Origin of the sequence: Caballeronia grimmiae, assembly GCF_000698555.1 — a bacterium.
Lineage (GTDB): Bacteria > Pseudomonadota > Gammaproteobacteria > Burkholderiales > Burkholderiaceae > Caballeronia > Caballeronia grimmiae.
The window spans coordinates 231,467-247,738 of sequence record NZ_JFHE01000005.1; the positions used below are offsets into that span (position 1 = coordinate 231,467).

Annotated in this window: 20 protein-coding genes; 13 read left to right on the forward strand and 7 right to left on the reverse strand. The window is 64.9% G+C overall.

What is annotated here, in order from left to right:
• Nucleotides 1-22 precede the first annotated feature (22 nt).
• The 3 genes from BG57_RS08790 to gudD all read left to right on the forward strand — a co-directional run bounded on the left by BG57_RS08790 (nt 23) and on the right by gudD (nt 3,846).
• Complete coding sequence (locus BG57_RS08790) at nt 23-919, forward strand: 2-hydroxy-3-oxopropionate reductase (RefSeq protein WP_035962324.1); 897 nt, start codon at nt 23-25, stop codon at nt 917-919.
• Nucleotides 920-1,091: 172 nt separating this feature from the next.
• Nucleotides 1,092-2,462, forward strand: a complete 1,371-nt coding sequence (locus BG57_RS08795) for an MFS transporter (RefSeq protein ID WP_052005674.1) — start codon at nt 1,092-1,094, stop codon at nt 2,460-2,462.
• A gap of 34 nt (nt 2,463-2,496) precedes the next feature.
• Complete coding sequence (gudD, locus tag BG57_RS08800) at nt 2,497-3,846, forward strand: glucarate dehydratase (protein WP_035962329.1); 1,350 nt, start codon at nt 2,497-2,499, stop codon at nt 3,844-3,846.
• 13 nt (nt 3,847-3,859) lie between these two features.
• Here the strand turns inward: gudD and BG57_RS08805 are convergent, their stop codons facing one another.
• The 3 genes from BG57_RS08805 to BG57_RS08815 form a co-directional block, all read right to left on the reverse strand.
• Nucleotides 3,860-4,696: a DUF72 domain-containing protein gene (locus BG57_RS08805; protein ID WP_035962330.1), complete on the reverse strand. Its 837-nt coding sequence runs from the start codon at nt 4,694-4,696 to the stop codon at nt 3,860-3,862.
• A gap of 63 nt (nt 4,697-4,759) precedes the next feature.
• Nucleotides 4,760-5,026, reverse strand: coding sequence for a cupin domain-containing protein (locus tag BG57_RS08810; protein WP_035962331.1), 267 nt, complete (start codon nt 5,024-5,026; stop codon nt 4,760-4,762).
• A 61-nt stretch (nt 5,027-5,087) separates the two neighbouring features.
• Nucleotides 5,088-5,384 carry a hypothetical protein gene (locus tag BG57_RS08815; RefSeq protein WP_035962333.1) on the reverse strand — a complete coding sequence of 99 codons (297 nt, stop codon included), beginning with the start codon at nt 5,382-5,384 and terminating at the stop codon, nt 5,088-5,090.
• Between the two features lie 300 nt (nt 5,385-5,684).
• On the opposite strand from BG57_RS08815, the gene arsC reads away from it, so the two are divergent.
• The 3 genes from arsC (at nt 5,685) to BG57_RS08835 (ending at nt 7,823) form a co-directional block, all read left to right on the forward strand.
• Entirely contained in the window at nt 5,685-6,107 is a 423-nt protein-coding gene (arsC, locus tag BG57_RS08825) for an arsenate reductase (glutaredoxin) (protein ID WP_035962335.1), read from the forward strand.
• Nucleotides 6,108-6,222: 115 nt separating this feature from the next.
• Nucleotides 6,223-6,507 (forward strand): hypothetical protein, encoded by a 285-nt coding sequence (locus tag BG57_RS08830; protein ID WP_035962440.1) that lies wholly within the window; start codon nt 6,223-6,225, stop codon nt 6,505-6,507.
• Nucleotides 6,508-6,650: 143 nt separating this feature from the next.
• Entirely contained in the window at nt 6,651-7,823 is a 1,173-nt protein-coding gene (locus tag BG57_RS08835; protein ID WP_035962336.1) for a GGDEF domain-containing protein, read from the forward strand.
• A 12-nt stretch (nt 7,824-7,835) separates the two neighbouring features.
• Here the strand turns inward: BG57_RS08835 and BG57_RS08840 are convergent, their stop codons facing one another.
• On the reverse strand, nt 7,836-8,333 hold the full coding sequence (locus BG57_RS08840; protein ID WP_035962441.1) for an MgtC/SapB family protein: 498 nt from the start codon (nt 8,331-8,333) through the stop codon (nt 7,836-7,838).
• A gap of 178 nt (nt 8,334-8,511) precedes the next feature.
• Here BG57_RS08840 and BG57_RS08845 point away from each other — a divergent pair, with 178 nt between their 5' ends.
• Complete coding sequence (locus BG57_RS08845) at nt 8,512-8,910, forward strand: RidA family protein (protein WP_035962337.1); 399 nt, start codon at nt 8,512-8,514, stop codon at nt 8,908-8,910.
• 1 nt (nt 8,911) lies between these two features.
• Here the strand turns inward: BG57_RS08845 and BG57_RS08850 are convergent, their stop codons facing one another.
• Nucleotides 8,912-9,511 carry an alpha-ketoglutarate-dependent dioxygenase AlkB family protein gene (locus BG57_RS08850; protein ID WP_035962442.1) on the reverse strand — a complete coding sequence of 200 codons (600 nt, stop codon included), beginning with the start codon at nt 9,509-9,511 and terminating at the stop codon, nt 8,912-8,914.
• Between the two features lie 149 nt (nt 9,512-9,660).
• Between BG57_RS08850 and BG57_RS08855 the strand changes: the two genes are divergently transcribed.
• The gene (locus BG57_RS08855) at nt 9,661-10,053 is read left to right on the forward strand and encodes a response regulator (RefSeq protein WP_035962340.1); all 393 of its coding nucleotides are present in this window, start codon (nt 9,661-9,663) and stop codon (nt 10,051-10,053) included.
• A 13-nt stretch (nt 10,054-10,066) separates the two neighbouring features.
• Here BG57_RS08855 and BG57_RS08860 read toward each other — a convergent pair whose 3' ends face one another.
• Together BG57_RS08860 and BG57_RS08865 are read right to left on the reverse strand one after the other, a co-directional pair.
• Nucleotides 10,067-10,873 (reverse strand): endonuclease/exonuclease/phosphatase family protein, encoded by an 807-nt coding sequence (locus BG57_RS08860; RefSeq protein ID WP_035962341.1) that lies wholly within the window; start codon nt 10,871-10,873, stop codon nt 10,067-10,069.
• A 33-nt stretch (nt 10,874-10,906) separates the two neighbouring features.
• On the reverse strand, nt 10,907-11,434 hold the full coding sequence (locus tag BG57_RS08865) for a hypothetical protein (RefSeq protein ID WP_035962443.1): 528 nt from the start codon (nt 11,432-11,434) through the stop codon (nt 10,907-10,909).
• 271 nt (nt 11,435-11,705) lie between these two features.
• Here BG57_RS08865 and BG57_RS08870 point away from each other — a divergent pair, with 271 nt between their 5' ends.
• From BG57_RS08870 to BG57_RS08890, 5 genes are all read left to right on the forward strand, one after another.
• A complete protein-coding gene (locus tag BG57_RS08870; protein ID WP_035962342.1) occupies nt 11,706-12,683 on the forward strand; it encodes an AAA family ATPase in 978 nt (325 codons plus the stop codon).
• A 183-nt stretch (nt 12,684-12,866) separates the two neighbouring features.
• A complete protein-coding gene (locus BG57_RS08875; RefSeq protein ID WP_035962343.1) occupies nt 12,867-13,967 on the forward strand; it encodes an NAD(P)/FAD-dependent oxidoreductase in 1,101 nt (366 codons plus the stop codon).
• Nucleotides 13,968-14,109: 142 nt separating this feature from the next.
• Entirely contained in the window at nt 14,110-14,424 is a 315-nt protein-coding gene (locus tag BG57_RS08880; protein ID WP_035962344.1) for a high-potential iron-sulfur protein, read from the forward strand.
• Between the two features lie 235 nt (nt 14,425-14,659).
• Complete coding sequence (locus BG57_RS08885; protein WP_035962352.1) at nt 14,660-15,964, forward strand: MFS transporter; 1,305 nt, start codon at nt 14,660-14,662, stop codon at nt 15,962-15,964.
• Nucleotides 15,961-16,272 carry a cupin domain-containing protein gene (locus tag BG57_RS08890; protein WP_035962354.1) on the forward strand — a complete coding sequence of 104 codons (312 nt, stop codon included), beginning with the start codon at nt 15,961-15,963 and terminating at the stop codon, nt 16,270-16,272. Before BG57_RS08885 ends, BG57_RS08890 begins: the two co-directional genes overlap by 4 nt.

The following is a 16,272-nucleotide window of genomic DNA, read 5'->3' on the forward strand; positions in this document are numbered from 1 at the left end:
CACCTGAACAAAGGAGCAATACATGGCGACAAAAGCAGGCTTCATCGGTCTCGGCATCATGGGCCTTCCCATGGCGGCGAATCTCGTCAAGAACGGCGTCGAGCTGGCGGCGTTCACGCGCAGCGGCGTGCCTGCCGAACTGACGCAGGCGGGCGCCACGGCAAGCGACAGCCCCGCAGCCGTCGCGGAAAAAGCCGACGTCATCTTCCTGATGGTGCCGGATACGCCCGACGTCGAGCGCGTGCTGTTCGGCGAAAACGGCGTCGCGAATTCGCTGCGCGCGGGACAGATCGTCGTCGACATGAGTTCGATCTCGCCGATCGCCACGCGCGAGTTCGCCGCGAAAGTGCGCGAGCGCGGCGCCGATTATCTCGATGCGCCCGTTTCCGGCGGCGAAGTCGGGGCGAAGGCGGCGTCGCTCACGATCATGGTCGGCGGCGCGCAAGCCACCTTCGACAAGGTGAAGCCGCTCTTCGAGATGATGGGCAAGAACATCTCGCTGATCGGCGAGGTCGGCGCGGGGCAGGTGTGCAAGGTCGCGAACCAGGTGATCGTCGCGGCGACGATCGAAGCGGTCGGCGAGGCGCTGCTGCTCGCGTCCAAAGCGGGCGTCGATGCCGAAAAGGTCCGCACCGCGCTGATGGGCGGCTTCGCGTCGTCGCGGATTCTGGAAGTCCACGGCGAGCGGATGACGAAGCGCACGTTCAATCCGGGCTTCCGCATCGAACTGCATCAAAAGGATCTGAACCTGGCGCTCGCGACCGCGCAATCGCTCGGCGTATCGCTGCCGAACACGGCGACGTGTCAGGCGCTCTTCAACGCGTGCACTGCGCACGGCGGCAAGGCGTGGGACCACTCGGGCATGGTCCGCGCGCTCGAGATTCTGGCGAACCACGAGATCGGGCAGGACGTGAAGTAACCGTTGTTTTGTAGAACGGCACACGGGAAGCCGGCGCGAGCCGGCTTTTTCGTTGGCCTCACATAGAGTTGTCAGACGTCTACTGACTGCACTGCGAAGGCACGGCGAAAAGGCGCTGCATGCCGCGCCAAAGGGTAAACACGCGATGCCATAGTCGTCCGATGACCATAGAATGTCATCAGACAACCTACCACGTCAGGAGACAAGCTTGCGATCCGCTCCCGCCACGCGCGCCGACGACTTGCTCGAATCGGCCAGTTCCAAGGTCAAGCGCCACGTCCTGCCCTTGTTCCTCATCATGTTCATCGCGAATTACATCGATCGGGTGAACGTCGGTTTCGTCAACTCGCACATGCAGACGGACCTCGGCATTGGCGCGGCGGCATACGGGCTCGGCAGCGGGCTGTTTTTCATCGGCTATGCGCTGTTCGAAGTGCCCTCCAACGTGCTGATGCAGAAGTACGGCGCGCGCGCGTGGCTCACGCGGATCATGGGGACGTGGGGCATCGTCGCCGCGGCGATGGCGTTCGTCTGGAACGACACGTCGTTCTACGTGCTGCGATTCCTGCTCGGCGTGGCGGAAGCGGGCTTCTTCCCCGGCGTTGTGTTCTATTTCACGCAATGGCTGCCGCAAAAAGAGCGCGGCAAGGCCATCGCCGTGTTTCTGGGCGGGTCCGCCATCGCGTCGGTGCTGTCCGGGCCGATCACGGGCGGCCTTCTGTCGATTCGCGGCCTCGGCCTGCACGGCTGGCAGTGGATGTTCCTGATCGAAGGCGGCTTCTCGGTGCTGCTGTGCGGCCTGAGCTGGATGCTGCTGAAGTCGCGCATCGCCGACGCGCACTGGCTCACCGCCGACGAACGTCACGCGCTGCAAAGGGCAATCGCGAACGAGCAGGCCGAGCGCGAAGCCACGGGCGGCCGTCACGTGTCCGCGCTCCAGCTGCTCAAAGACCCGCAGATCGTGCTGTTCTGCTTCCTGTATTTCGCGATCCAGCTCACCATTTACGCCGCGACGTTCTGGCTGCCGACGATCATTCGCAAGATGGGCGGCCTCACCGATTTCCAGGTCGGCCTTTTCAACGCGGTGCCGTGGCTGATCGCGATGGTCGCGATGTACTGCTTCGCGCTGCTCTCCGCGCGCTGGCGCTTCCAGCAGGCGTGGCTCGCGACGGCGCTCGTCATCGCGGCGTGCGGGCTGTTCGCATCGACGACGGGCAATGCGGTGCTGTCGTTCGTCGCCATCTGCTTTTCGGCAATCGGCTTCAAGGCGGCGGCGTCGCTGTTCTGGCCGATTCCGCAAGGCTATCTCGATGCGCGCGTCGCGGCCGGCGTGATCGCGCTGATCAACTCGGTCGGCAATCTCGGCGGTTTCTTCGCCCCCGCGACGTTCGGCTATCTTCAACAACATACGGGCTCTGTATCGGGCGGCCTGTATGCGCTCGGCGTCGCGTCGCTGATCGCGGCTGCGGCGGCTTTCCTTACGCGCAACCGGCGCTCGGACGGGACGCCCGTCGGCCACGCATCGCCCCGCAATGCACATTGAACGCGGCTTGACCATCCACTTCGGGACCACTCACATGTCGACCAACGCAATCCAACCGAACGCCACTCCGAAAGTCACCGAACTGCGCGTCGTGCCCGTCGCGGGCCGCGACAGCATGTTGATGAACCTCTCCGGCGCCCATGCGCCGTTCTTCACGCGCAACATCGTCATCCTGACGGACAGCGCGGGGAACACCGGCGTCGGCGAAGTGCCGGGAGGCGAGAACATCCGCCGGACCATCGACGATGCCCGCGCGTTCGTCGTCGGGCAATCCATCGGCAACATGCAGGCGGTGCTGAACCGCGTGCGCACGCAATTCGCCGATCGCGATGCGGGCGGTCGCGGCCTGCAGACCTTCGACCTGCGCACGACGATCCACGCCGTGACCGCGCTCGAAGCCGCGCTGCTCGATCTGCTCGGCCAGCATCTCGGCGTGCCGGTTGCCGCGCTGCTCGGCGAAGGCCAGCAGCGCGACGAAGTGGAGATGCTCGGCTATCTGTTCTATATCGGCGATCGCAACAAGACCGATCTGCCCTATGCGTCCGGCGAGAACGGCAAGGACGACTGGGAGCGCCTGTGCACCGAAGTCGCGCTGACGCCGGAAGCGGTCGTGCGCCTCGCGGAAGCCGCACAGGCGCGCTACGGCTTCAACGACTTCAAGCTGAAAGGCGGCGTGCTCGCGGGCGATGCCGAAATCGAAGCGGTGACGGCGCTTGCCGAGCGTTTCCCGGACGCACGGGTGACGCTCGATCCGAACGGCGCGTGGTCGCTCGCGGAAGCGGTCCGCCTGTGCCGCGACCAGCACGACGTCCTCGCCTACGCGGAAGATCCGTGCGGCGCGGAGAACGGCTATTCGGGCCGCGAAGTGATGGCGGAGTTCCGCCGCGCGACCGGCCTGCCGACCGCGACGAACATGATCGCAACCGACTGGCGTCAGATGGGCCACGCCATCCAGTTGCAATCGGTCGATATCCCGCTGGCCGACCCGCATTTCTGGACGATGCAGGGCTCCGTGCGCGTCGCGCAGATGTGCAACGACTGGGGCCTCACGTGGGGATCGCACTCGAACAATCACTTCGATGTGTCGCTCGCGATGTTCACGCATGTCGCCGCGGCCGCGCCGGGCAAGATCACGGCCATCGATACGCACTGGATCTGGCAGGACGGCCAGCGTCTGACGCGCGATCCGCTGCAGATCGTCGGCGGCAAGGTGAAGGTGCCGGCGACGCCGGGGCTCGGCGTCGAACTCGATATGGACGAAATCGAGAAGGCGCACGCGCTTTACCTCGAGCACGGCCTCGGCGCGCGCGACGATGGTATCGCGATGCAATATCTGATTCCGAACTGGAAGTTCGACAACAAGCGCCCGTGTCTCGTGCGCTGAAGCTGAACGCTCGTCAGGAGTCGCGCTTCAGCCGCTCGATGAGCGCCATCGCGGCGGCGGGATTGGCAGGCTTGTTCCCGCTGATGACATACAGATAAACGTCGCGCGCCGATGCCTTCGCAGCCGGTTTCCTAGTCTTTCCGACCGTCTGCAGGTCGTCGGGCGCACCGCCTGCCGCCCACTCTTGCACGCGCTTCGCCCAGCGGTCGAGCGCGGCCTTCGTATAGCCGTTGGCCGGCTTTTCGGTCGTGCCCATGATGCGGGCGTAGACGAAAGGCGCGGTCACATCCGCGATTTGCGGATACTTCGAATCGCCCGCGACGACGGCCGCCACACCGTATTGCCGAAGCAGCGCGACGAACGCCGGATCGACGAAACTCGCGTGCCGCACTTCGACCGCGTGACGAATCGCGCGCCCTTCCACTTCTTGCGGCAGCAGCTTCAGGAAGTTTTCGAAGTCTTCGGCATCGAATTGCTTGGTCGGCGCGAATTGCCAGTTGATCGGGCCGAGCTTGTCCTTCAGTTCGAGCACGCCGCTCGCGAAAAAGCGTTCGATGGATTCGCCCGCTTCCGCCAGCACCCGCCGATGCGTCGAATAACGCGATGCCTTCAGGGAGAACACGAAGTCGTCGGGCGTTTCGTCGTGCCACTTGGCGAACGTCGCGGGCTTCTGCGAGCCGTAGAACGTGCCGTTCACTTCGATGCTCGTCAGCGCGCGGCTCGCGAATTCGAGTTCGCGCTTTTGCGCGAGCCCTTCGGGATAAAAGGTGCCGCGCCACGGCTCGAAATTCCATCCACCGACGCCGATACGAATGGTCGGCGTGCCGCTCGTTTTCTTTTTGGTCGCCATGGGGCGTCTCCTGTCCGAACCCGTCACGAGTGTAACGAACAAGGAAGGCGCGCGTGCGCGGCGTCATTTCCTCCCGACGAGATAGCTCACGCCCTGCGGACCATACTGCTCAGAATGCGCGGCATTGGCCGGCAAATGAAAGATTTCGCCGACGCGATACAGCCGCGCGTCATCGCCGATGCGGATTGTCAGTTCGCCTTCGAGAATCAGCGCCTTTGCCTCGAACGGATGCGTGTGGATGTCGAGCGAGCCGTTCGGTTCGCGCGTGACGGTGACGACTTCATCGAAGCCCTCGGCGGAAAGAAGGGTGAGATAGGCGTCGCGTTGCACGAGGGAATCCGGACGAAAGAGGGAAGGGCGCGCCGGACGCGCCCCGGGCGCCGATGCGAAATCAGTTGCCGAAGAAGATATCGCACTGCGGTCCGCGGACGCAGGGCTTGGAGATCGGGCTGCCGCCCATGCTCATCGAGCCGGCGCCGCCGCGCGTCGATGGCATGCCGCCATACGATGTATCGCCGGTGCTATCCATGCTTGCGCCCTGCTGCATCGCGCCGGGCTGGGTCCATGTGTCCGGCGTGGCCTGCCCTGGCACTTGCGCGGTCCGATAATAAGTCTGCTGCGCCGATGCGATGCCCGCGACGGCGAGTACCGAGACGGCAAGCGCCGTCTTGATGAGCTTCGATTTCATGTCTTCGACTCCTTGAGTGGGACGCGCGACGATTCATGCGATGCTGTCGCGCATCCGTTCGTATCCGGTGAGCCGCAGGAAGCGCGCAGTGCGGACGTTCGTGCATCGCTTCGCGGGCGTTGCGCGTGTTCGCGGCAATTCCGTTATAGGCGGCGGCCTTCGCAATGAACAGGAAATACGCTTATACGTCGGCGATCCGGTCGCGCGCATGACACGATGCGGTCAACGACGACATGCGCTGCCAGCAATAGAATGCAAGTCATTCACGAGCCCGGAAACCATCGAACCAAGGAGAGCGCGATGACCGTCACCATCTATCACAACCCCCAATGCGGCACTTCGCGCAACACGCTGGCGCTGATCCGCAATGCGGGCATCGAGCCGAACGTCGTCGAGTATCTGACGCATCCGCCGAGCCGCGAGACGCTCACCACGCTGATCGCGCGCGCCGGTCTGTCGGTGCGCGACGCCCTGCGCGAAAAGGGCACGCCCTACGCGGAACTTGGCCTCGGCGATCCCGCGCTTACCGACGATCAGCTAATCGACGCGATGCTCGCGCATCCCATTCTCATCAATCGCCCGTTCGTCGATACGCCGGTCGGCGCGCGGCTGTGCCGTCCATCGGAACTGGTGATCGACATCCTGCCGTCGCCGCAGAAAGGACCGTTCACGAAGGAAGACGGCGAGGTGGTCATCGACGAGCAAGGCAAGCGCGTGCGCTGACGCTGCAAGCCGTTACTCCGCGTTACCTTTCTGGCATTGCTGTTGCACCTGTGTCAGACATCGCCTTCTAGACTGCACCTGACTCACACGGCACTCGGTGCAGGAGATAAGCGAGATGAAGAACAAACTTCTTGGTACGGTCGTCGGGCTCGCGGGACTGGCGGCGCTTGCGGTATCGGCATCGGCGTCTGCGCATGTCGATGTGGCGGTCGGCGTCGGCGTGCCGGCTTATTACGGCCCTGCCCAACCGGTGTACGTGCAGCCCGCCCCGGTCGCTTACGGCTATGGCTACGGATACGATGACGGCTGGCGCGAGCAACGCTGGCGCGAGCGTCGTGAGCGTCACTGGCGGCACGAGATGCGCCGCGAAGATCGCTGGCACGACCGGCACGGCTGGTAACAAACCGGCTTCTGAGACGCGGCGGGCGTCTGCGGCCCGCCGCGTTCTTGTTGGCGCTGCGTCAGCGTGTCCCGGCCGTACGCCTCAAGTCGCGTGCGTCCGCGCCGTTATTGCGGGGATAGCCGCATTCCAATTCCTTCACGATGTTCAGTCCGGTCAGCATCCTCGTCGTCACCGCATTGTCGAGCGTGCTCTCGATACTGGTGCTGATCTCGTTGTCATCCCACGCCATCGACGGCGTCCCGCGCTGGCTCTGGGCGAACGTGCTGGCGATCGCATCGCTTGCGCTGTTCGCGATGCAGAACGTCGTGCCCGCGTGGCTCGGCGTCGTCGTCGCGAATCAGCTCATCGCGGCAACGGCGCTTCTGATCTACGAAGGCTGCAACGACTTCTTCGGCGTGCGGCTCGGCACTCAGGCGCGCGCCGTCGGCTGGATGATGTGGCTGGGCGTCATGGCCGGCATCACGTACTACACCTATGTCGCGCCGGACATGCATGTGCGCGTGATGATCGTGTCGGCGTTCCATGCGGCGTGCGATCTCGCGATTGCGGGCCGCGTGCTGCTGTCGCGCCCGCCCGACCGGCCGCGCTACAACTATCTGTTCGTCGCCGGCGCCGCCTTGCTCGGGACGTTCGGCCACACCGCACGCGGCGCGATCTACACGGTCGCGCCACCGCCGCAGACGGCGCTGCTTCAACCCGGCCCGATGCAGATCACGTTTCTCGCCCTCGGCATTCTCGTGTTGCCGTCGCTGTGCATCGGGCTCGTCATCATGGCGCATGACCGCCTCGCGATGCGCCTCGAAAGGCTCGCCCGTTTCGACGACCTCACCGGCGCGCTGTCACGCAAGGCGCTGCTCGAAGCCGCCGCGTCGCGGCTTGCCCGGTCTTCGCAGGACGGCCGGCGCGAGTATGTCGCGGTCATCGATCTCGATCACTTCAAGAGCGTGAACGACCGATACGGCCACGCGGGCGGCGACGAAGTGCTGCGCCATTTCGCAGCGATCGTGAACGCGCGCATTCGTGACGGCGATGCGTTCGGGCGCATCGGCGGCGAAGAGTTTTGCCTGCTCTGCACGGCGGCGCGCATCGGCGATGTGACCGCGCTGGTCGAGCGCCTGCGCGCGACGGTCGCGTCGACGCCTTGCGGCGTATCCGGCGGCGTGCTGCGTTACACGTTCAGCGCGGGCATCGCGGCGTGGGATGGGCGCGAATCGCTGGCCTCGCTGATGGCGCGCGCCGATGCGCGGCTGTACGCGGCCAAGCTCGCGGGCCGGGATCGCGTGAACGGGCCGGTGGAGAACGCGGCCACGTAAGCCGTGCGGCGTTCAGTCATCGTCGACGCCGCCGCGCGCTGCGCGCTCGCCGGGCGGCTTGCGCATCCATCGCCGAAGCAGGCTTTTCTCGACGACGCGCCCCACGATCAGCAGCACGATCAGCATGACCGTCGCGATGATCGCCAGGCTCCAGATGCCGAGCCCGCACAGGATGCCGACAGCCGCCGTGACCCAGATCGAAGCGGCCGTCGTCAGCCCGCGAATGCGGTTCTCCGCCTGGTTCTGGATGATGACGCCCGCGCCCAGAAATCCGATTCCCGTCACGATGCCCTGCACGACGCGCGACACATCGGCGTCGTCATAAAGCGTGCGCGTGGAGAAGCCCATTGCGCACATCGTCGCGATGCACGCCCCGAGCGATACCAGCCCGAGCGTTTTCATGCCTGTCGGCTTGCCGTGCAAATCACGATCGATGCCGATGATGCAGCCCACGAGCACCGCGCACAGCATGCGCAGGACGGCATCGGCGAGAATGGGGTAGGGCAGCATCGCGGGCTCCGTTGTCGGTTTTCTTGTCGCGCGGAGAAGGCGCGGATCGGCGTAGTGCAACTTTAAGTCCGTCGATCTTCGCATTGAAGCGGTGCAAACGACAGTGGCGCGCACCGCGCGATTTTTTGTCGCGATAACGTGCTGTGCTCTGCATCAGCCTAGAGGCGACTGAAACGACATGACCCACCAGACCCGATTCTCGATGATCGACGCGGCCCCGACGCCGGTCGGCCCGTTCTCGCACGCGGCGGAAGCCGATGGCTGGGTCTTCCTGACCGGCCAGATGCCCACGCATCCCGACGACGACACCGCGCCGCTGCCCGACGGCATCGCAGCGCAGACGCGGCGCGTGATGGACAACCTCATCATCGTGCTGACGGGGCTCGGCCTCACGCTCGACCACGTCGTGAGCGTGCGCATCTTCCTGACCGAGTTCAAGCGCGATTACGACGCGATGAACGCCGTCTATCGCTCGTACTTCGCGCCGAAGCCGCTGCCGGCGCGCACGTGTATCGGCGTGACGGCGCTCGCCCGCGATGCGCTCGTGGAAATCGACTTCGTCGCAAGGCGGCCGTAGATCACCGGCGCGCCTTCGACGCATCCACCCACCGGAACGTCAGGTTGATGCGCTCGCCACGCGCGCCCGGCTCCTTCGGCACGCGATGCACCCATTCGAGCTGCGTGCGTCCGCGCATCACCAGCAGGCTGCCGTGCGTGAGCGAGAGCGTGTGCGTCGTGTGCGTGCGGACATGGCGGAACTCGAAGGTGCGCGCCGTGCCGAGGCTCACCGATGCGATCACCGGCTCCGGTCCAAGCTCGCGCTCCTTGTCGGCGTGCCAGCCCATGCTGTCCTGCCCGCCGCGATAGCGATTGATCAGCACGCTGTTGAAGCGCGCGCCGGCCGTCTTTTGCGCGGCATCGCGAAGTTGCGCGACGGCGGGCGTCCACGGCTGCGGCACGTTGCGGATGCCCGAATAGACATAGACCGCATCCGGCTCGCCCTGCCACGCAGTCAGACGAGGCAGCGGCACGCGCCCGCCCGGCGTGTTCATGTGGTCCTGTTGCCAGCGCACTTCATCGATCAGCGCGCCCATCAGGTCGCAGCCGGCGTCCGCGCCGATCCAGTCGGGATGCCACGCGATATCGGGCTTGGGAATGTCGTCGAAGAGATCGAACATGGCGATGCGCGCCGATCCGGCCAAAAGATTTCACGATAGCAGAGCCATCGCGCGCCGGCGTTGCGCTTTTATCGCTTGGCCGCGCGTTTGGGCGCGAGCGGAGCGTGTGCTACAGTCGGCGCGATCATCTCGAAAATAATGGAAATCGCATGACGACCACCGCCGAAGCACACGGCGGCGCGGAGAGCCGCCGCATTCTGCTTGTCGACGATAGCGCCGACGCCGCGTTCGCGATGTCGATGCTGCTCGAAGCCATGGGTCACGAAGTGCGGACGGCGCACGACGGCGCGTGCGCGCTTAACTCCGTCGACGATTTCCGGCCCGATGTGGTGCTGCTCGATATCGGCCTGCCGGGAATGAGCGGTTTCGAGGTGGCCCGCGAGATGCGCAAACGCGATGCGACACGCGGCGCGCTGCTGCTCGCGCTCACCGGCTACGGCAGCGCCGCCGACCGTCAGACCGCGCTCGACGCCGGCTTCGATCATCACCTCACGAAGCCGGTCTCCATCGGCGATCTTCAGGCGTTGCTCTCGCGCGCCTGAGCACGAGCACGTCTCATTCGATCCGCAGTCTCGCCATATAGGGCAGGTGATCGGAAAGCCACGCGGTATCCTGCGTCGGCACGATCCACTCGAGCGGCTTCAGTCCTCGCACGAACATCTTGTCGAGCGCGAGCGCCGGGGAGAACGCCGGAAACGTGCGGCCGGATTCGCCGAGCATCGTCGCCACTTCGTTCATGCCGAGCTCGCCGAAGAGCGCCACGGAGTCGTTGCGCCAGTCGTTGAAATCGCCCGCCAGCACGAGCGGGCCGTCCGGCGCTTCCTTCGCGATCCAGTGCGCGATCCAGTTCATCTGACGCAGCCGCGCCGCACGCGTCAGCGCGAGATGCGCGCAAAGCAGCGTAATCGCGTGACCTGCAAAAGTCGCCCGCGCGACGAGCAGCCCGCGCTTTTCGAAGCGATGCGCGGAGATGTCCCATCGACCGGAAAGATCGAGCGGATGCGGCGAGAGGATCGCGTTGCCGTGCCGCCATGACGGCTTGAAGACGTTCGGGCCGAGCGCGATCTGCAATTCGAGCGCGGTGGCGATTTCGGTGGCCTGGCAATGCCAGACATCGTCGAGCGGAGCGGAGAGCGGCTTGCCGAAGCCGCTTGCGAGCATCGGCTGCGGCATGCGCCGCGCCATGGCTTCCTGAAGGAAATAGACGTCCGCGTTGGTGGTCTGAACCCACCGCTGCATCGCGCTCCACGCGCGCAGGCCGAGCGGCGAGCGGCCCTTGTGCAGATTCCAGCTCACCGCCGTGAAATCCGGCGTGACCGCATTCGCGGACGGTGCTGGCGGAAGATGTTCTGGGTTTCGCATACTTTCGTTGTCTTTGTACGCGCCGGCAGCCGGTCACTCGGCCGGCGCGGATGGAGCGAGGCTGGCGCGCACCCGGTACGCCAGCGAAGGATTGCTGTCGATGATCTGCCATTGCGCCCATTCTCCCGGCTTCACCACGAGGCCGGGATGCGAGCCGCTCACCTGACGCGGCGTCGGCGGCACCTTGCAGCCGGAAGCCGACGTGCGCGATGCATCGTCTTCGATCATCTCCTGCGCATCGATGGCGAGCGTGATGTCGTCGGCGCTCGCGTGCGTCGGGGACACGGTGACGGTGCGTTGCAAATCGATATCGCCCGCCGGCTTGTCGGCGCAACCGACACGATTCTGCACGACATTGTGATGCGTGTCGGTGCGGGCCTGACCGACATTCGTCGTCTCGGTGAACGAGTCGATCTGCTGACCGTCGCGCACGACTTGCAGTTCCCAGTTGACCGGCTGCGGCGTGGTCTGCGCGAAGCCGTGAGTCGCGGCGAGGCAGGCGCTCAGGATGAGAGCGGATTGGACCCGATGCAAAAGTGCGGTGCGGTTTCTTTTCGTCATTGAAAGCTTCTCCGGCGCGCGGGCATGATCGGATGGCGGCCCGGCCGCGCCTGCGATGGCGTGCGGCGGCCGCCGAATCGGCGTTGCTCGGCCAGTTGGGGAGCACATTCCGAACCCGCCCGCCGCATCGATCCCGACGATGATACTAGCGCGCGGCGTCATCGGCAGAAGCGGCCGCGATTGGCAGCAGACGCGGCGGACTGCTCGCTTGCGCGTCGTTTTGTCATCGATACACTGAAACCGTCGATCAATCAAAACGACGGGGTGTGACATGACGACGGCCGTGGTCAAACAGGAACTGGCGGTGGCATCTTTCAGCAAGGTCTACAGTCTCGACGAGGTGGAGACCGCGCTCAACGAACTGCCCGACGGCGCAAGCGACGCGCTGCGCGCCACCTACGAAAAGATGCTCAAGGTCGGCAATCTGCGCTTTTGCGTGAAGCCGAACCGTATGCCATCCATCGACGATCTCGCGGCTTCGCTGCCAAATTTCGACGAACCGCTCGACGACATCCGCAAGCAGATTGCGCTATGCCTCGAAACCGACGATCGCCTCGAACTCATGCCGATGCTGCTGCTCGGCGAGCCGGGCATCGGCAAGACGCATTTCGCGAAACAGCTTGCGCGGCTGCTCGGCACGTCGAGTCATTATGTTGCGATGAGTTCGCTCACGGCCGGATGGATTCTGTCGGGCGCGTCGTCGCAATGGCGCAATGCGAAGCCGGGCAAGGTATTCGATGCGCTCGTGAACGGCAGTTACGCGAACCCCGTCATCACCGTCGATGAAATCGACAAGGCCACCGGCGACGCGCAGTACGATCCGCTCGGCGCGCTCTACGCGCTGCTCGAACACGACACGGCGCAGGCGTTCATCGACGAATTCGCGGAAGTGCCGATCAACGCGGGCAACGTCGTGTGGATCGCGACGGCCAACGACGCCCGCGCGATCCCCGAGCCGCTTTTGAACCGCATGAACGTCTACGAGATTCCCGCGCCGGACCGCGACGGCGCGCGGCGTATCGGGCAGGCGATCTACGCGGAGATTCGCGAAGCGCACGCGTGGGGCGCGCGTTTCCCCGAAACGCTCGGCGACGCCCCGCTCGATGTGCTCACGCAAGCGTCGCCGCGCGGCATGCGTCGCGCGATGCTCAACGCGTTCGGCAACGCGCGCATCGACGGAAGGCATCACGTCGAGGCGCGCGATATCCAGCTCGACCGGCAGTCGCGCCGAAAATCGATCGGTTTTTGACGAGGCGAAACTGCCGAAATTGACTAAAACTGCCCGATAACCTGTCTTTTTGGTCATCTGGCGGCCAGATCCTTGCCTTTTTCCGAATTGCACCGGAAAACAACGCTAACTGCGTGGCTTTGTTGTGCGACGCGCAATAGTCGCGCACGTAGAATAGTTAGATTGGGTTGCGCGGAAAGGGACATGGATCGGATCGAATGCGTGGTCATCGGGGCGGGCGTCGTCGGGCTCGCCATTGCGCGTGCGCTGGCGCTGCGCGGGCGCGAAGTCATGGTGCTGGAGGCGGGTGAAGCCATCGGCGTCGGCACGAGCTCGCGCAACAGCGAAGTGATTCACGCGGGCATCTACTATCCGCGCGGCTCGCTGAAAGCCGAACTGTGCGTGCGCGGACGCGAGATGCTCTACGAATTCTGCGCTGCGCATGGCGTGCCGCATCGGCAATGCGGAAAGCTGCTCGTCGCGACGGCGCGCAACCAGATTCCGCAACTGGCGGCCATCGAACAGAAGGGCATCGAGAATCGCGTTGAAGGGCTGGCACGCATCAGCGGCGCGCAGGCGATGGAAATGGAGCCGCAGTTGCGATGCGTCGAAGCGGTGTATTCGCCGCGCACGGGCATCGTCGATAGCCATCAGTTCATGCTCGCGCTGCAGGGCGACGCCGAGAACCACGGCGCGGGCGTCGTGTTCCATACGCCGGTCGTCGGCATCGATGCGCGCGAAGGGTGCTTTATCGTCGAGACGGGCGGCGATGCGCCCGCGCGCTTCAGGGCGTCGTATCTGATCAACAGCGCCGGGCTGCACGCCAACGACATCGCGCGCCGCATTCGCGGCCTCGACGACCGTCACGTGCCGCCGCTCTACTTTGCGAAGGGCAATTACTTCAGCGTGAGCGGGCGCACGCCGTTCGACCGTCTCATCTATCCGATGCCGAACGAAGCGGGTCTCGGCGTCCACCTGACGATCGATATGGGCGGTCAGGCGAAGTTCGGCCCGGACGTGGAATGGGTGACGTCGCTGAACTACGACGTCGATCCGCGCCGCGCCGATTCCTTCTACGCGGCGATCCGTGCCTACTGGCCCGGCCTGCCCGACGACGCGCTGCAACCGGCTTACGCGGGCATCCGGCCGAAGCTTTCCGGTCCCGGCCAGGCCGCCGCCGATTTCATGATCCAGGGCAAATCGGCGCATGGCGTGCCGGGACTCGTGAATCTCTTCGGCATCGAGTCGCCGGGGCTGACGGCATCGCTTGCAATTGGCGAACGCGTCGCCGACATGGCGCGCTAAGGATCGCTAGCGGGCCGCCAAGGGACCGTGCGCGCTTATTCCTGGCATTCGTGGTCAACCAATCGCTCGCGTGTTGATATGCTCGGGAAGTCGCCGTCGTCAGAACGGCGCTTTCCCCCAATACAACATGGAGCGAGTCACCATGAAGACATCCCGTCGCACGTTTCTGATCACCAGCGTGGGCGTTGCATCGACGTTCGCGCTCGGCTCACGCGCCGCTTTCGCCGAAGCGCCGAAGGTCGAAGAAAGCGATCCCACCGCTCAGGCGCTCGGCTACAAGCTCGACGCAAGCAAGGTCGACAAGGCCAAATTCCCGAAATACGCGGCTGGACAGGACTGCGGCAACTGCCAGTTCTATCAGGGCAAGGCCGAAGATCCATTCGCGCCGTGCCCGATGTTCGCGAACAAGCTCGTCGCATCGAAGGGATGGTGCAGCGCATACGCGAAGAAGGCGTAACGCGGTAAAAACCGTGTTCATCGAGGCGCGCCCGGCTGCAAAGCCCGGCGCGCTTTTTCTTGTGCGGCTTCTTTCGCTTTTGTTCATTGCTTGATAACCCAACGCGCGGTCTTTACACTCGCCTAGGCTAAAAAAGCCTCCCGCTTCGTTTCTCTCGCTTCGAGGGCGGCGGCGCGGCACACCGGATCATCGGACGCGCGAGTCCGGCGGCACATCCAACGACAAAGGGGTACGCATGGCAGGCAGACCATTGAACGCGCGCGCTGTAGTGGCCGCCGTGATCGGCAACGCGCTGGAGTGGTACGACTTCACCGTTTTCGGCTTCATGACCGTCGTGATCGCGCGGCTGTTTTTCCCCAGCGAAAGCGATTACTCGTCGATTCTCCTGACCACCGCGACCTTCGGCGTCGCGTTCGTGATGCGGCCTGTCGGCGGCATCGTGCTCGGGCTGTATGCCGACCGCGCCGGGCGCAAGGCCGCGCTGATGCTCGTCATCGCGATGATGACGCTCGGCATCCTGCTGCTCGCGATTGCGCCGCCGTACTCCGCAATCGGCATCGGCGCGCCGCTCATCATCGTGGCCGCGCGGCTGATTCAAGGGTTCTCGGCGGGCGGCGAGTTCGGCAGTTCGACGGCGCTTCTGATCGAAGCCGCGCCGTTCTCCAAGCGCGGGTTCTACGGCAGCTTCCAGATGGCGAGCCAGGCGGCGGCGCTGCTGCTCGGCGCCGTCGTCGGCGCGGCGATTTCGCGCGGAATGTCGCCGCAGGCGCTCGAGTCGTGGGGCTGGCGCGTGCCGTTCATTCTCGGGCTCGTGATCGGGCCGGTCGGCCTCTACATCCGGCGCAACATGTCGGACACGGAAGCCTTCCTGCACGCGCGAAAGACGGCGCAACGCGCGACGCTCGGCGAAGTGTTCCGCGGGCATAGCCGCGAGATTCTGTGCGGGCTCGGCTCGGTCGTCGCGCTGACGGTCACGGTCTACGTGCTGATCGCCTATTTGCCGACGTTCGCCGTGAAGCAACTGAAGCTGCCGTTCGGGCAGTCGTTCACGGCGTTGATCGTCGGGAATCTGCTGCTGACCGTGCTATGCCCGGTGGCGGGCGCGTGGTCCGATCGCATCGGCCGCAAGGGGCTGACGCTGTGGTCGCTGCTGATTACGCTTGTTCTGATCTATCCGCTCTTTGCGTGGCTCGCGGCGGAGCCGAGCGTGATGCGGCTCGTCATCGTGCAGAGCGTGTTGTCGATCACGCTCTCCGGCTACTACGGCCCGTTCGGCGCGCTGCTCGCGGAGCTGTTCCCGGCGCACGTGCGATCGACCGGCTTGTCGCTCGCGTATAACATCGCGGTGATGATCTTTGGCGGCTTCGGGCAGTTTATCGTGACGTGGCTGATCCGCGTCACCGAATCGCAGCTCGCGCCGACCTTCTATGTGATGGGCGGACTCGTGATTTCGCTGGTCTCCGTCGCATGCATTCCCGCCGCGCGTCACGCCGACGTCGACGAATCGCGCAGCGTTACTCGCCAGGCAGCATCGAAATGAAGGTGATTGAAAGCAGCAAGTTCACTGCCGAGCGCGCGTGGGGCGCGCTCGATATCTGCGTGATGAACGGCACCTCGTGCCGTCTGCACTGGACCGATGCGCCATACAAATGGCACGTCAACGACGGCGAGGAAGTCTTTGCCGTGATGGACGGCGTGGTGCGGATGCACGTACGCGATGCGGACGGCGAGCGCACCGTCACGCTCCATGCCGGCGATATCTTGCACGCCCAGGCCGGTGACGAGCACTACGCCGAGCCCGTCGGCGCGGCGCGCATTCTGGTGATCGAGAAAGAAGGAAGCGTTTAG

Excerpts from the sequence above, each read along its gene's own strand:
- BG57_RS08860 (WP_035962341.1), bottom strand. The coding sequence starts at position 10,873 with ATGCGAAACCCAGAACATCTTCCGCCAGCACCGTCCGCGAATGCGGTC.
- BG57_RS08840 (WP_035962441.1), bottom strand. The coding sequence starts at position 8,333 with ATGCTGCCCTACCCCATTCTCGCCGATGCCGTCCTGCGCATGCTGTGC.
- BG57_RS08795 (WP_052005674.1), top strand. The coding sequence starts at position 1,092 with ATGTCATCAGACAACCTACCACGTCAGGAGACAAGCTTGCGATCCGCT.
- BG57_RS08835 (WP_035962336.1), top strand. The coding sequence starts at position 6,651 with ATGTTCAGTCCGGTCAGCATCCTCGTCGTCACCGCATTGTCGAGCGTG.
- BG57_RS08790 (WP_035962324.1), top strand. The coding sequence starts at position 23 with ATGGCGACAAAAGCAGGCTTCATCGGTCTCGGCATCATGGGCCTTCCC.
- BG57_RS08845 (WP_035962337.1), top strand. The coding sequence starts at position 8,512 with ATGACCCACCAGACCCGATTCTCGATGATCGACGCGGCCCCGACGCCG.
- BG57_RS08885 (WP_035962352.1), top strand. The coding sequence starts at position 14,660 with ATGGCAGGCAGACCATTGAACGCGCGCGCTGTAGTGGCCGCCGTGATC.
- BG57_RS08865 (WP_035962443.1), bottom strand. The coding sequence starts at position 11,434 with ATGACGAAAAGAAACCGCACCGCACTTTTGCATCGGGTCCAATCCGCT.
- BG57_RS08855 (WP_035962340.1), top strand. The coding sequence starts at position 9,661 with ATGACGACCACCGCCGAAGCACACGGCGGCGCGGAGAGCCGCCGCATT.
- BG57_RS08815 (WP_035962333.1), bottom strand. The coding sequence starts at position 5,384 with ATGAAATCGAAGCTCATCAAGACGGCGCTTGCCGTCTCGGTACTCGCC.
- BG57_RS08850 (WP_035962442.1), bottom strand. The coding sequence starts at position 9,511 with ATGTTCGATCTCTTCGACGACATTCCCAAGCCCGATATCGCGTGGCAT.
- BG57_RS08830 (WP_035962440.1), top strand. The coding sequence starts at position 6,223 with ATGAAGAACAAACTTCTTGGTACGGTCGTCGGGCTCGCGGGACTGGCG.
- BG57_RS08875 (WP_035962343.1), top strand. The coding sequence starts at position 12,867 with ATGGATCGGATCGAATGCGTGGTCATCGGGGCGGGCGTCGTCGGGCTC.
- BG57_RS08805 (WP_035962330.1), bottom strand. The coding sequence starts at position 4,696 with ATGGCGACCAAAAAGAAAACGAGCGGCACGCCGACCATTCGTATCGGC.
- arsC (WP_035962335.1), top strand. The coding sequence starts at position 5,685 with ATGACCGTCACCATCTATCACAACCCCCAATGCGGCACTTCGCGCAAC.
- gudD (WP_035962329.1), top strand. The coding sequence starts at position 2,497 with ATGTCGACCAACGCAATCCAACCGAACGCCACTCCGAAAGTCACCGAA.
- BG57_RS08870 (WP_035962342.1), top strand. The coding sequence starts at position 11,706 with ATGACGACGGCCGTGGTCAAACAGGAACTGGCGGTGGCATCTTTCAGC.
- BG57_RS08890 (WP_035962354.1), top strand. The coding sequence starts at position 15,961 with ATGAAGGTGATTGAAAGCAGCAAGTTCACTGCCGAGCGCGCGTGGGGC.
- BG57_RS08880 (WP_035962344.1), top strand. The coding sequence starts at position 14,110 with ATGAAGACATCCCGTCGCACGTTTCTGATCACCAGCGTGGGCGTTGCA.